We start from the raw sequence: 14081 nt of genomic DNA, 5'->3' as shown, positions 1-14081 counted from the left end.
TTTAGCGCCCCCGAATACCATCAGCCAGACGTTTGCCGTTACGCACCGACAGCAGCGTCAGCAAGGTGCGCCAGGTCATGCGTTTATTGCGGATCTGGTAGAGGGTAAACAGCTGATATTTTTTGCTGGCGCGGTCAAATTTGTCTTTGTGCTTGCGGTAAAAGTGGAAGTATCCGGAGAATTTTTTCGGTGACGAGGTGATCTGCATTTCGCCGTGATTGATATGCAGGATCTGCGTCGCCTCTTCTACTTTCCACGGTTCGCCGTACTCCACCACCATCCGCAGGAAAATGTCGTAATCCTGTGCCGCTTTCAGTTCGGTATCGAACAAACACTCTTTGAAACGCCACGCCCAGGTAAAGACCTGATTGCCAATGATATTGCGTTTGTAGAACAGGCGGCGTGAATACGGCGATTTGGGATACAGCGGCAAACTTGCCGGTTGGGAATAGACTTCGCCCTGGCAAACGTAGTCGTTAGCGTACAAAAAGGCGTGTGTGACCAGTTGCTGTTTATGGGCGAGGAAGACGCTCAGGCGGTTGGGTGTCCATTCATCATCATCATCGATCCCGGTGATGTATTCCCCTTGCGCCAGCATAATCGCCTGGTTACGTACCGCGCACGCCCCGCTGTTAATGTCGTTGTGAATGTAGGTGATACGCGGGTCGTTGAGGGCGGTGACGTACTGTTGCAGCTGTTCCCAGGAGGTGGAGCAATCATCCACGATGATCATCTCCCAGTTACTGTAGTCCTGGCGCAGGACCGATTTTATCGCCCGAATCGCCAGTTGTTGGCGGTTCCAGGTCGGCATATAGATTGAGATCAGCGGATTGTCTTTCATAGGTTGTTCTCCCGGCTTATGAGCTGGTTTGCTTGCCGGATGCGGCGTGAACGCCTTATCCGGCCTACGGGGCGGTGCGAATGCAGGCGTCGTTATTTCGCGTCCGACTTATATTCGTATTCGTAATAGCCATAATCCTGATACGCGCTGGCGCGGCGGAAGATGGAGTTCAAAATCACCCCTTTCACCGGAATACCGTTTTGCTCAAAGCGGCTCAGACTGGTTTCCACTTCTTTCAAGGTGTTGACCGCATAACGCGCCACCATTAACGTCGTTCCGACATGACGACCAACAATTGCCGCATCGGTCACTGCCAGAATCGGCGGCGTATCAATCAACACCAGGTCATAGTTTTTACTCGCCCAGTTCACCAGTTCGGCAAAGCGTTCGCTCATCAACAGTTCAGAAGGATTTGGCGGCACCTGACCGCGCGGGATCAGGTCAAATTTGGCAATAGAGGTCGGTTTAGCAGCGGTAGTAATATCGCCCTGACCAATCAAAATTTCCGACAGGCCATTGACGTTATTGGTGCCCAACAGCTCGTGGGTGTAGCCTTTGCGCATATCGCAGTCGATCAACAACACCCGTTTATTGGTCTGACTGATCACCGCCGCCAGGTTAGCGCAGACAAAGGTTTTACCGATTGACGGGCTAACCCCGGTCATCATCAACACATTGTTCTGCGCCTGCATCATCGCGAAGTACAGACTGGTACGCAGACTGCGGATGGCTTCAATCGCCAGATCGGTTGGATTCCCCACCGCCAGTAGCTGGCTCTGTTTATAGCGTTTAACCCCTTTGATGGTTTTGACGCTATCGCGCGCTTTCTGCCATTCCGACAGCGGGATGCTGGCATAGACGCTAATACCGTGTTCTTCCAGCACCTGTGGGCTTTCGATGCCGCGATTGAACAACGAGCGCAGCAGCACACCCACGATAGAGAGCATCAGGCCGAGGATAATCGCGCCGAGGATAATCAGCCCTTTCTTGGGTTTCAGCACGCCAGGCTGGGTGATTGCCGGGTCAACAATGCGCACATCGCCGACGGTGCTGGCTTCGGTGATTTTCAGCTCCTGTTCTTTATTCAGCAGTTGCATATAGACCTGCTGCCCAGACTCGACATCGCGGGTCAGACGGACAATTTCCTGCTGGGTTTTCGGCATCGCCGTTACGCGACCATTAAGTTTGGCTTTTTCGTCTTCCAGCGCCTGCCGTTTCTCCAGCAGCGTGCGATACGCCGGGTGAACTTTGGTGTACAGCTTGGAGATTTCCGCTTCTTTAAAGGTCAGTTCGTTCAACTGCGCGTCGATGTTCACCATCGAATCGAGCACCGCTTTCGCTTCCAGCGGCAGATCAACAGAATCTTTATCCTGACGGAAGGCATTCAGTTTGTTTTCGGCAACATCAAGGCGGCTACGTACTTCCGGTAACTGTTGCGCGAGGAAAGCGAGGCTTTTCGACGCTTCCGCCGATTTGCGCTCAATATTTTGTTCCTGATAGTTACGAGCGATGCTGTTAAGAATGTCGCGGATCTGTTCGCGATCTTCACCGGTATAAGTCAGGCTCAGTACGCCTGCGTCTTTGCCGTTCTCCGTTACCGTCAGGCTGTTTTGCAGTTGATTGATCATCCCCAGCGTGGAGTATTTGGTGACGGTAAACTCACTACCCGGGCTGGCGTGAATGGCTTCAACCATCAGCGTGACGCCTTCTTTTTTCAGCATCTGACCCGCTTGCCCACGGGCGCTAAAGCCGCCATCGCTGCTCAGAGTGTAGTTTTTATCGTCCAGCACATTAAGCGTAAACACCTGTTCCGCCATCTCTTTCGGGCGGTTAAAGGTGGTCACTTTTACCGTCTCGTTCTGGCGTCCCATCAGGCGATCCCAGCCCGCACCGAAAATCGGGAACGTGTTTTTGCTCACTGCAATATCGAGGTCGAGATCGTCCACCGTTTTACCAAGCACCAGACGTGAACGAATCAACTGGATCTCGGCGTCCGATGCTGGCGGTTTGTTGGCTAATGCCGAACCAATGTCCTGCACTAACGAATTGCCGCTGTTTTGCTCGATTTGTACCAGTGCGTCGGCACTATAAATCGGCGTGGCGAAGAAAGTGTAAACCACGGAACAGAGGGCAAATACAGCGGTGATGCCAATCACCCACCAGCGCGCTTCAATGACGGTGCCGACCAGGCGACCAATATCGATTTCATCACTGCCCGTTACCGGAGCGGCATGTTGTTTTACTTTTTCTGTCATTCTTATACCTGCTCTGCGTTCAATGCCTGCGCCCACTGGCGGGCAGACCGTTCAAGTAATGTGTACACCGCTGCAAACGTTTCCCGGCTTTTGCGATACGGATCGGGGATTTCACGTTCGTTATCCCAGTGACCAAACAGCATCACTTTGCCGCGCATCTCCGGTGCCATCTCGCATAAGCGTTCGATATGGCGCTTTTCCATGGTCAAAATCAGGTCGTAGTTGCGACACAGACGGCGGCTGATTTGCCGTGCGCAATGACCTTCCAGAGACAGTTGATGTTCTGCGGCGACGCTGATAGCGGTAGGATCAGCGCCCTTTCCGACCAGCGCGCCGAGTCCAGCGGACTCCACTTTTAGCTCCGGGTGATAACGTTGCAGTAAGCGTTCCGCCGTCGGGGAACGGCAAATATTGCCGACACAGACAACTAAGATGTTGTTAAACATGACGATTACCAGTTATGAATGTCGCTGGCTGTATCCGTCATGTAACGGACACCGCTAATAGTTGGCAGCAACTGATTGATCAGACGGTTCCAGCGGGAAACCGGTGCGGTGGTGACATACACCACGTCATAAGGTTGCAGGCGGAATTCTGTCGCCATCACCAGCGACGTGGCATCGGACATATCCAGCTGATAGATATTGGCAATCTTGCCGTTACGCCCGCCCTCGCCTTTCAGCGGACGAATGACAAAGATGCCGCTGGCGTTGGAGGTGGTCATGTCGATGCCTTCAGCATTGCCCAGGGCTTCAGTCAGGGTCATGCCGCTAAAGTCCATTTTCAGGGTGCTCTGTTTTTTCACTTCACCCATCACAAATACTTTCAGATCATCATTACGCGGCACGTAGAGAATATCGCCGGGATAAAGCAGTCGGTTCTGATTGAGGTCGCCGTTTTGCATCAGCGCCTGCAAAGAAATGCGTTCTTCACGACCATTGTGTGTTAGCACCACGTTGCGCCAGTCAGCGGTGTCGGTCAGGCCACCTGCGGCGTTGATGGCATCGAGAATGGTCAGTGGTACGTTGGTGATGGCCTGTTGACCGGATTTATTCACCTGACCTGAGATATACGCTTTTTGCGAGCGGAAGGCGGCGATATTAACGTCCACCTGCGGGTCAGCGATGTACGTCGCTAAGCGCCCGGTAATATCACTGCGGATTTCAGCGAGCGTTTTCCCCACCACGTGAACTTTGCCGATATACGGGTAGAACATGGTGCCGTCAGGCTGTACCCAGTTGCCGGTGTCGCTGGAGCTGCGGTACTGACCGGCTGGCGTGGTAAGTTCCGGGTGATCCCAGACGGTGACATTAAGAACGTCCCCCGGCCCGACGCGATACTGGTAATTCGCGATCTCGCTTTCCAGCGTCATATTGGGGCGCGCTACGTTGGGTCGTGGGCGTAATTGATCAATCAGGCGCGGGGTCAACGGATAAACATTCACCATTTTGTCGAGATCGAAATCAGCGTCCTGCTGTTTGATGACGTCTTTGCCCATCGTCGACATATTGCTGCCCGGAAGTACTGTGCAACCGCTTATCAAGGTTACTGACACCAATAATGGCATCAATTTCATTTTGGATTTCATCATTGTTTATTTATCACTTTGGCAGAGTAATTATCCTGTGCACTGTTAATAGCAATGTCGCCATGCACATTTACCTTGCAGTTAATTGAATAAAAATATAACTGGCATCAGTCCTAAAAAAATTGATTTCATCCGCAGGCTATTGACAGAATAATTCAGACTGGTCTTTCAGGCATCCAGACACGCTACCGCCCCTGGCTTTTTAGCTACCAATACACTGATTTAGCTTAATTTTTAAAACCCTCTCAACATACAGTCGTTGATGAGAAAGGGTTATTGCGGAAATTAACTTCCGAATATAAGGTGACATTATGGTAATTGAATATTGGCTCTCCAATAATGCAGGAGGAAGTGTTACAGCTAACGGAATAGTAGGCAAGGTAACAATTCGGCAATTGGCTATTTTTAAGAATTATATTAAGTGTCATTCAATATGGTTTTTAGGAGTTTCTTTAGGTTGACAATATTTAATATAGTGTCTCCACATGCGATATTTCTTAAATAATGTTTTATTATTACCACTTTTAATTCAGGGATAATGTGAGGTTATAAACCTCAAATAATATGAGATAAATAGTGCTGCAACATTGCATTTTTGCCCCGATTTATCCATGATCGAATTGTGACATTTGTCATACAACGAATAGGTTTTGTACTTACTATGGAATGGATTGCCGATCCGTCTATCTGGGCCGGGTTAATCACGCTGATTGTGATCGAACTGGTCCTCGGCATTGATAACCTGGTCTTTATTGCCATCCTCGCCGAAAAACTACCGCCGAAGCAGCGCGACCGCGCACGGGTTACCGGGCTGCTGCTGGCGATGTTAATGCGCCTGTTACTGCTGGCGTCAATCTCCTGGCTGGTCACCCTGACACAACCGCTATTCAGCTTTCGCTCGTTTACCTTTAGCGCCCGCGACTTAATCATGCTGTTTGGTGGTTTCTTCCTGCTGTTCAAAGCCACGATGGAGCTGAACGAACGGCTGGAAGGGAAAGACAGCAATAACCCCACGCAACGCAAAGGTGCGAAGTTCTGGGGGGTGGTGACACAAATTGTGGTACTGGACGCCATCTTCTCACTCGACTCGGTGATTACCGCCGTCGGGATGGTCGACCATTTACTGGTCATGATGGCCGCCGTCGTTATCGCTATTAGCCTGATGTTGATGGCCAGCAAGCCGTTAACGCAATTTGTTAACAGTCACCCGACCATCGTTATTCTCTGCTTAAGCTTCCTGTTGATGATTGGCTTTAGCCTGGTGGCAGAAGGTTTCGGCTTCGTCATTCCGAAAGGCTACCTGTACGCTGCTATTGGTTTCTCGGTGATGATCGAGGCGCTCAATCAGTTGGCTATCTTTAACCGGCGACGTTTTCTTTCCGCTAACCAGACACTGCGCCAGCGGACTACCGAAGCGGTAATGCGCCTGCTTAGCGGGCAAAAAGAAGATGCGGAACTGGACGCCGAAACCGCGTCCATGCTGGTGGATCATGGTAACCAGCAGATCTTTAATCCGCAGGAACGGCGGATGATTGAGCGGGTACTTAATCTTAATCAGCGTACCGTCAGCAGCATTATGACCTCGCGCCACGATATTGAGCATATCGATCTCAACGCGCCGGAAGACGAGATCCGCCAGTTGCTGGAGCGAAATCAGCATACGCGGCTTGTCGTTACTGATGGCGATGACGCAGAAGATTTGCTCGGTGTTGTTCACGTTATCGACCTGCTACAACAGTCACTGCGCGGCGAACCGCTCAACCTGCGGGTATTGATTCGCCAGCCGCTGGTGTTCCCTGAAACCTTGCCGTTGTTACCTGCCCTGGAGCAGTTCCGTAATGCCCGCACGCACTTTGCTTTTGTAGTGGATGAGTTTGGCTCGGTGGAAGGGATTGTGACATTAAGTGACGTCACGGAAACTATTGCCGGTAACTTGCCGAACGAAGTGGAAGAGATCGACGCCCGCCATGATATTCAGAAAAACGCCGACGGTTCCTGGACGGCGAATGGTCATATGCCACTGGAAGATCTGGTGCAATATGTGCCGCTACCGCTGGATGAGAAACGCGAATATCACACCATTGCCGGGCTGCTGATGGAATATTTGCAGCGTATTCCAAAACCTGGCGAAGAAGTTCAGGTGGGGGATTATTTGCTTAAAACGTTGCAGGTGGAAAGCCATCGCGTGCAGAAGGTGCAGATTATACCGCTGCGTAAGGATAGCGAGATGGAGTACGAGGTGTGATGGTATCGGCCATTTTACCCAATGCTGCGTAACGCCTTATAACTTCAGCAATGAAGCATTGTCTGTGGTAAACGGACATCACAGCGGGGGGGTGGGTCCGGGTTGCCAGGGTGGTGGAGATTGAGCCACCCTGGCACGTTCACCGGCTTGAGCGTTCCATAGTAGCGAGGAACATCAAGTGAACGGAACAGCCTTCGATCTTACATATTCAGAATATAATGGTGCCGCCACGAACGCCTGATGCGACGCTTTACGCGTTTTATCAGGCCTACAGGACAGGTCACCTGGTAACCTACATCTTCTCCAGTAACTTCTTCACATCTTTGCCATTGCGGGAATCTTTATTCCGCTCGGCCCAGTCATTCAGGCGACGTTTCGCTTCGTCCTGTAGATGTTTGCGCAGTAACTGATCCACTTGCAGACTGTAATTGAGTTGCTGCCAGTTGCCATAAACCCGCAGCGGTACTGGCGTTTCTTTGAGGAAATCAATCAGTTTGCTTTCCCCGTTCCAGCCCCCCACGACCCGAATATCAAACTGGGTGTCACAGGTTTGCTCCGCCAGATTCAACGTACCAGCCCCGGAAAGCGCCAGCATGGGCGATTGACCTTGCATGTCGTTTAACGTCACGACGCCATCCTTCAACGTCAAATCGGTGGTAAAGCGGTCAAGACGCGTTACGTTATCGAAGTTTTCAGCGGCCTTCACATCACCACCATTACGTTCTACCGCTTGCTGAATCATCTGCTGGAAGTTCATCCCTTCCATGCGCGTGTCGGTCATTTCGACATGTGCCTGTCCTTGCCAGTTATGGCGGAATGCGTCGGCATCTATGTCAGCACCGGAGAAATCACCAGCCAGTGACATCTTTCCGGTCAACGAAATCGGATAGTTAAACGCCTTCAGAATGGTACCAATCTCAACGTTTTCCAGCCGTGGCTGGAAGTTTATCCGCGGATTTATTGATGTCGCGTCCAGCGTGCCCGGCAGTGAAACCTGTCCACCGTTAAGTTTGCCCTGCAGTTGAGTAATTTCCAGCAAACCCGACTTGTTGGTCATTTGCGTGGCAACATCTGTAAAATTCATTCCGCGCCAGCGCACGTTACTGGCCTGCAACAAAATATCAGCCGTAAAGCCTTGCAGTCCCTGATAGGCCGGTTCATCAATACGCGAAGAAATGACCGGGCGCGGCAACGTTGATTGGCTCTGCCCCTGCTGCGCGGCACCGTTTTCACCGTTCGCTGTTTCATTAAGCGGGATGAGGTTGTCAAGATTCAGTTGCGGAAATTGCAGTCTCAGCTGCCATTCCGGTTGCTCTGTCAGCGTGACCTGTGCTTGCCCGCTCAGCGTACTGTCATTGGCGGTCAAACTAATTTGGTTAAATGAAAGGCGTTTATGTGACTCCTGCCACTGGGCCTGGAAACTCCCCTGCCCCTGAATACCTTGTTTTGGTAAATCTGCACCCTGCAACTGCCAGTTAATTTGTTCAATAGCCGCCGTTAAATCATGCGGATAATCAGAAGCATCTACCGTACCGTTAAGGGATATCGTGAGATCGCGCTGATCGCGATTAACCCGCCCGGAGAACTCAAATGAGCCACGATGTTGGGGATCTTGTTCCATTTGCAGACGGATATTGCGGATTGTCACCTGCTCGTCATCTTCATGCTGGAACACCAGCACGCTGTCCGCCACCTTAAGACTGGATATATCAAACGACCATCCGCGATCGTCTGACAGATCCGGCAAGGTATTGTCGCGCGGTGCAACCGGAGCGTCTTCACTGCGCACCGCTTCCGTCTGCGGCGTCAGTTGGATCACTGCCCCTTTTAGCATCACCTGCTTAACGCTCAGTTGATGACTCAGTAGTGGTAAAAGCGCCACGTCCAGACGCATGTTGTCGGCGCGAACCAGTGGCTGGCTCGCGCCCTGGGCGGTGAGAGACATTCGCCCGGAGAGGATACTAAGCTGCGGCCAGACGTGCCAACGCAGTGGCCCGTCGAGCTGCAATTGATAACCGCTACGTGCAGCAACTTGCTTGACCATATAGTCGCGGAAATCATTCGGATTCACCAGCAACACTAACGCAGATAACCCGGCCACCAGCACGACCAGGAGTATCATCAGCGTCGTCAGAAATCGTCTCATGGTATCCTCAATGGGCCTGAATTAGTCTTTATCGATTCGGCTGGCTACCGCGCCCTGCTGGTTGCGATATTTCGCATCTTCACGGCGATTGTAAGGTCGCGCCGCCGGGCCGGAAAGCGGCTCAAAGCTCAGCGCACCAATTAACATGCCCGGACGCAGCGCCAGCGGCAACTTACCGGAGTTGTAGAACTCCAGCACAATGCAGCCAGACCAGCCCGGATCGATACGGTGCGCGGTGACGTGCACCATAAGCCCCAGACGCGCCAGTGAGGAACGACCGTCCAGCCATCCCACCAGATCGGCTGGCAGCGTCACCGACTCCAGCGTCACCGCCAGCGCCAGCTCTCCTGGGTGAAGATAAAACGCCTCGCTTTCATCGAGTACGATCTCATCGCTCATCACGCGGTCAAGCGCGGCGCTCACTTCATCTTTGGGACCGCTCAGATCGATAAACGCTGCCGTGTGACCACGGAAGGTACGAAATTTATTGCCCAGGCGCACATCCACCGTCGCGCCATTAATACGCTCCACTGGCGGACGTGGGTTGATCGACAAACGGCCTTCATCAAGCCAGGCTTCAATATCTCGGTCACACAGACGCATGGCATTTTCTCCTTTCGCGCATCACTCCCTTAACGCCAATTACGTCAAGGGCATACCAGGTTATCACTGAACGGTACACAATTTATCAAGCTTATTCAAAGAACTGACTTATTTTCGCTTTCAATATATCGATGGCGATGCGGTTTTTCCCGCCGCGCGGCACGATAATGTCCGCATATTGTTTAGAAGGCTCAATGAATTGCAGGAACATCGGACGCACGGTTTTTTGATATTGCGCCATCACTGAATCCATTGAACGCCCACGCTCGTTAACGTCACGCTTGATGCGGCGCATCAGGCAGATATCCAGCGGGGTATCAACGAAAATTGAGAAGTTAAGTTCGTCACGCAAACGCGCATCCGTTAGCAGCAAAATGCCTTCGAGAATGATGACTTTCTTCGGCTCAACCGTCACCGTTTCTTTCATACGCGTATGTTCAACATAGCTGTAAACCGGCAGGTCAATTGCCGAGCCGCGTTTCAACGCTTGTAAATGCTCAAGCAACAGGCTGTGATCCATCGCGCTGGGATGGTCGTAGTTGGTCTTAACGCGTTCTTCCATCGACAGATGGCTTTGATCTTTGTAATAGCAGTCTTCGGGAATTACGCCGATGTGTTCATCACCGACTTGCTCACGTAATTCACGATAAAGGGTACTGGCAATAAGACTCTTGCCGGAAGCCGATGCGCCAGCGATACCGATAATGACGCACTGATGAGACTGATCAGTCATATATTTAGCGACCTGATTAACCTGGATGTTAGGAAGGGGGCGACGAAGCGCCAAACGCGGCAATTATAGGGATTTCATCCGCCTGATACCAGTCGAATAGCGTTGCCGCGCGCTCAGAGTAATTGTTGACGAATAATTCCCGGTGGCAAATTACGTTGTTCAGTTTTAATGCAAGGTAAAAATTGTTATACGAAGTTGCGCAAATTATCCGCCTTTACGTCACTTTATGAGCAATTCGCATATAAAATGTAAAACTTTTGTACTAGCATAAACACAGAAACGAATACTGGCGACCTGGTCTTGCGGATAAAGCGGTAATGAGCAAACAATCACAGCATGTATTAATTGCCCTGCCCCACCCGCTGCTTCACCTGGTCAGTTTAGGTTTAGTCTCGTTTATCTTTACCCTTTTCTCGCTTGAGCTTTCGCAGTTTGGCACCCAACTCGCCCCATTGTGGTTCCCGACGTCCATCATGATGGTGGCGTTTTATCGCCATGCCGGGCGCATGTGGCCGGGGATTGCGCTGAGCTGCTCGCTGGGAAATATCGCCGCATCCATCCTGCTTTTTTCCACCAGCTCGCTGAACATGACCTGGACGACCATCAATATTGTTGAAGCCGTGGTCGGGGCAGTGCTACTGCGTAAATTGCTGCCGTGGTATAACCCATTGCAAAATCTGGCTGACTGGCTGCGTCTGGCACTCGGCAGCGCCATTGTTCCGCCTCTGTTGGGGGGTGTTCTGGTTGTCCTGCTGACGCCCGGAGACGATCCTCTCAGGGCATTTTTGATATGGGTACTTTCAGAATCCATCGGCGCACTGGCACTGGTGCCGCTGGGGTTGTTATTTAAACCACACTATCTGCTGCGCCATCGCAACCCACGGTTGCTTTTTGAGTCGCTGCTCACGTTAGCCATCACACTGACGTTAAGCTGGCTTTCGATGCTGTATCTGCCGTGGCCTTTTACTTTCATTATTGTGCTGTTGATGTGGAGCGCCGTGCGCCTGCCACGAATGGAAGCCTTTTTGATCTTCCTTACCACGGTGATGATGGTGTCACTGATGATGGCCGCTGATCCCTCCCTGCTTGCTACGCCGCGTACATACCTGATGAGCCATATGCCGTGGCTACCGTTTTTGCTGATCCTGCTGCCCGCCAACATCATGACCATGGTGATGTATGCCTTTCGTGCGGAACGCAAACACATCTCTGAAAGCGAAACCCGCTTTCGGAACGCGATGGAATATTCCGCTATTGGCATGGCATTAGTGGGCACCGAGGGACAATGGCTGCAATCCAACAAAGCGCTCTGCCAGTTTCTCGGTTACAGTCAGGAAGAACTGCGCGGACTCACCTTTCAGCAACTGACCTGGCCGGAGGATCTCAATAAAGATCTGCAACAGGTTGAAAAGCTGATCAGCGGTGAAATAAACACCTATTCAATGGAAAAACGCTACTACAACCGCAATGGCGATGTTGTCTGGGCGTTGCTTGCCGTCTCACTGGTGCGCCACACCGATGGTACGCCGCTCTATTTTATCGCTCAGATTGAAGACATAAACGAGCTAAAACGCACCGAACAGGTGAACCAGCAACTGATGGAGCGCATCACGCTGGCTAACGAAGCGGGCGGAATTGGCATCTGGGAGTGGGAGCTTAAGCCGAATATTTTTAGCTGGGATAAGCGGATGTTCGAGCTGTATGAAATTCCTCCGCATATCAAACCGAACTGGCAGGTGTGGTACGAGTGCGTGCTGCCGGAAGATCGCCAGCACGCCGAAAAAGTGATTCGCGATTCATTGCAATCACGCTCTCCCTTTAAACTGGAATTTCGCATTACCGTGAAAGACGGCATTCGCCATATCCGCGCCCTCGCTAACCGGGTACTGAATAAAGAAGGCGAAGTCGAACGCCTGCTCGGCATTAATATGGATATGACCGAAGTGAAACAGCTTAACGAGGCATTGTTTCAGGAAAAAGAGCGCCTGCACATTACGCTGGATTCCATCGGCGAAGCCGTGGTCTGTATTGATATGGCGATGAAAATTACCTTTATGAATCCGGTAGCGGAGAAGATGAGCGGCTGGACGCAGGAAGAAGCATTAGGTGTTCCGCTCCTGACGGTGTTGCATATTACTTTTGGCGACAACGGACCATTAATGGAGAACATTTACAGTGCCGACACCTCACGTTCCGCGATTGAACAAGATGTGGTGTTGCACTGCCGGAGCGGCGGCAGCTACGACGTGCATTACAGTATTACGCCGTTAAGTACTCTGGACGGCAGCAATATAGGCTCGGTTCTGGTGATTCAGGACGTCACCGAATCACGCAAAATGCTGCGCCAGCTGAGCTACAGCGCCTCCCATGATGCACTGACGCATCTCGCCAATCGCGCCAGTTTTGAGAAGCAACTGCGTATCCTGCTGCAAACGGTAAACAGTACACATCAGCGACATGCACTGGTGTTTATCGATCTTGATCGCTTTAAAGCGGTGAATGACAGCGCCGGGCACGCCGCTGGCGATGCTTTACTGCGCGAACTGGCGTCGTTGATGCTGAGTATGCTGCGCTCCAGCGACGTGCTGGCGCGACTCGGTGGCGATGAATTTGGTCTGCTGCTGCCAGATTGTAATGTCGAAAGTGCGCGTTTTATCGCTACACGCATTATCAGCGCCGTGAATGACTATCACTTTATCTGGGAAGGACGTGTACATCGGGTAGGTGCCAGTGCCGGGATTACCTTGATTGATGACAACAATCATCAGGCGGCTGAAGTGATGTCGCAGGCTGATATCGCCTGTTATGCCTCCAAAAATGGTGGCCGGGGCCGGGTGACGATTTACGAACCGCAGCAAGCTACCGCACATAGCGAACGGGCGGCGATGTCGCTTGATGAACAGTGGCGGATGATTAAAGAGAATCAGTTGATGATGATCGCCCACGGTGTCGCTTCGCCGCGGATCCCGCAAGCGCGTAATTTGTGGCTGATTTCACTTAAGCTCTGGAGTTGCGAAGGCGAGATTATTGATGAACAAACATTTCGTCGTAGCTTCAGCGATCCGGCACTTAGCCATGCTCTTGACCGACGGATATTCCACGATTTTTTCCAGCAGGCCGCCAAAGCGGTTGCCAGTAAAGGTATAAGCATCGCCCTCCCGCTTTCCGTTGCCGGTTTGAGTAGCGCCACGCTGGTGAATGAACTAATTGAGCAGCTGGAAAATAGCCCTCTACCACCACGGTTATTACATCTGATTATTCCGGCAGACGCGATTTTAGATCACGCAGAAAACGTGCAAAAACTGCGGCTGGCGGGATGTCGGATCGTATTCAGTCAGGTGGGCCGCGATCTGCAAATCTTCAACTCGCTGAAAGCGAATATGGCAGATTACCTGCTACTTGATGGTGAGTTATGCGCCAACGTGCAGGGAAATTTGATGGATGAGATGCTGATTACGATCATTCAGGGGCACGCTCAGCGGCTCGGGATGAAGACCATCGCCGGGCCAGTAGTTTTACCCCTGGTGATGGATACGCTTTCTGGCATCGGCGTCGATCTGATTTATGGCGATGTGATTGCCGATGCCCAACCGCTGGATTTGCTGGTGAATAGCAGTTATTTCGCGATTAACTAAGGCGTGCTTCCCCATCGCCTGATGCGGCGTATCAG

Annotated in this window: 10 protein-coding genes; 3 read left to right on the top strand and 7 right to left on the bottom strand. The window is 51.7% G+C overall.

Features of this window, described 5'->3' with window-relative positions; all coding sequences use genetic code 11:
* Position 1 precedes the first annotated feature (1 nt).
* The 4 genes from wcaA to wza form a co-directional block, all read right to left on the bottom strand.
* A complete protein-coding gene (gene wcaA, locus ACK8NJ_RS08975; RefSeq protein ID WP_000654503.1) occupies positions 2–841 on the bottom strand; it encodes a colanic acid biosynthesis glycosyltransferase WcaA in 840 nt (279 codons plus the stop codon).
* Between the two features lie 92 nt (positions 842–933).
* Entirely contained in the window at positions 934–3096 is a 2163-nt protein-coding gene (wzc, locus tag ACK8NJ_RS08970) for a tyrosine-protein kinase Wzc (RefSeq protein ID WP_411962369.1), read from the bottom strand.
* Positions 3097–3098: 2 nt separating this feature from the next.
* Positions 3099–3542 (bottom strand): low molecular weight protein-tyrosine-phosphatase Wzb, encoded by a 444-nt coding sequence (gene wzb / locus ACK8NJ_RS08965; protein WP_072692542.1) that lies wholly within the window; start codon positions 3540–3542, stop codon positions 3099–3101.
* 5 nt (positions 3543–3547) lie between these two features.
* Positions 3548–4687, bottom strand: coding sequence for a polysaccharide export protein Wza (wza, locus tag ACK8NJ_RS08960; RefSeq protein WP_000978094.1), 1140 nt, complete (start codon positions 4685–4687; stop codon positions 3548–3550).
* 308 nt (positions 4688–4995) lie between these two features.
* Between wza and ACK8NJ_RS08955 the strand changes: the two genes are divergently transcribed.
* Positions 4996–5145: a hypothetical protein gene (locus ACK8NJ_RS08955; RefSeq protein ID WP_158003987.1), complete on the top strand. Its 150-nt coding sequence runs from the start codon at positions 4996–4998 to the stop codon at positions 5143–5145.
* A gap of 200 nt (positions 5146–5345) precedes the next feature.
* A complete protein-coding gene (locus ACK8NJ_RS08950) occupies positions 5346–6929 on the top strand; it encodes a TerC family protein (protein ID WP_001543934.1) in 1584 nt (527 codons plus the stop codon).
* Positions 6930–7221: 292 nt separating this feature from the next.
* Here the strand turns inward: ACK8NJ_RS08950 and asmA are convergent, their stop codons facing one another.
* The 3 genes from asmA to udk form a co-directional block, all read right to left on the bottom strand.
* Positions 7222–9075, bottom strand: coding sequence for an outer membrane assembly protein AsmA (gene asmA, locus ACK8NJ_RS08945; RefSeq protein ID WP_059341181.1), 1854 nt, complete (start codon positions 9073–9075; stop codon positions 7222–7224).
* Between the two features lie 21 nt (positions 9076–9096).
* Positions 9097–9678 carry a dCTP deaminase gene (gene dcd, locus ACK8NJ_RS08940; protein WP_001234777.1) on the bottom strand — a complete coding sequence of 194 codons (582 nt, stop codon included), beginning with the start codon at positions 9676–9678 and terminating at the stop codon, positions 9097–9099.
* Positions 9679–9769: 91 nt separating this feature from the next.
* Positions 9770–10411: a uridine kinase gene (udk, locus tag ACK8NJ_RS08935; RefSeq protein WP_001295424.1), complete on the bottom strand. Its 642-nt coding sequence runs from the start codon at positions 10409–10411 to the stop codon at positions 9770–9772.
* Between the two features lie 317 nt (positions 10412–10728).
* On the opposite strand from udk, the gene ACK8NJ_RS08930 reads away from it, so the two are divergent.
* Positions 10729–14046, top strand: a complete 3318-nt coding sequence (locus tag ACK8NJ_RS08930) for a diguanylate cyclase (RefSeq protein WP_282647466.1) — start codon at positions 10729–10731, stop codon at positions 14044–14046.
* Positions 14047–14081 lie beyond the last annotated feature (35 nt).

Origin of the sequence: Escherichia sp. F1 (genome assembly GCF_046764225.1) — a bacterium.
GTDB lineage: Bacteria > Pseudomonadota > Gammaproteobacteria > Enterobacterales > Enterobacteriaceae > Escherichia > Escherichia coli.
The sequence above is the reverse complement of the archived record's forward strand: the minus strand, read 5'-3'. Positions and strand labels throughout refer to the sequence as shown.

Coding starts and splice junctions, on each gene's coding strand:
- wcaA (WP_000654503.1), bottom strand. CDS start 841: ATGAAAGACAATCCGCTGATCTCAATCTATATGCCGACCTGGAACCGC.
- wzc (WP_411962369.1), bottom strand. CDS start 3,096: ATGACAGAAAAAGTAAAACAACATGCCGCTCCGGTAACGGGCAGTGAT.
- wzb (WP_072692542.1), bottom strand. CDS start 3,542: ATGTTTAACAACATCTTAGTTGTCTGTGTCGGCAATATTTGCCGTTCC.
- wza (WP_000978094.1), bottom strand. CDS start 4,687: ATGATGAAATCCAAAATGAAATTGATGCCATTATTGGTGTCAGTAACC.
- ACK8NJ_RS08955 (WP_158003987.1), top strand. CDS start 4,996: ATGGTAATTGAATATTGGCTCTCCAATAATGCAGGAGGAAGTGTTACA.
- ACK8NJ_RS08950 (WP_001543934.1), top strand. CDS start 5,346: ATGGAATGGATTGCCGATCCGTCTATCTGGGCCGGGTTAATCACGCTG.
- asmA (WP_059341181.1), bottom strand. CDS start 9,075: ATGAGACGATTTCTGACGACGCTGATGATACTCCTGGTCGTGCTGGTG.
- dcd (WP_001234777.1), bottom strand. CDS start 9,678: ATGCGTCTGTGTGACCGAGATATTGAAGCCTGGCTTGATGAAGGCCGT.
- udk (WP_001295424.1), bottom strand. CDS start 10,411: ATGACTGATCAGTCTCATCAGTGCGTCATTATCGGTATCGCTGGCGCA.
- ACK8NJ_RS08930 (WP_282647466.1), top strand. CDS start 10,729: ATGAGCAAACAATCACAGCATGTATTAATTGCCCTGCCCCACCCGCTG.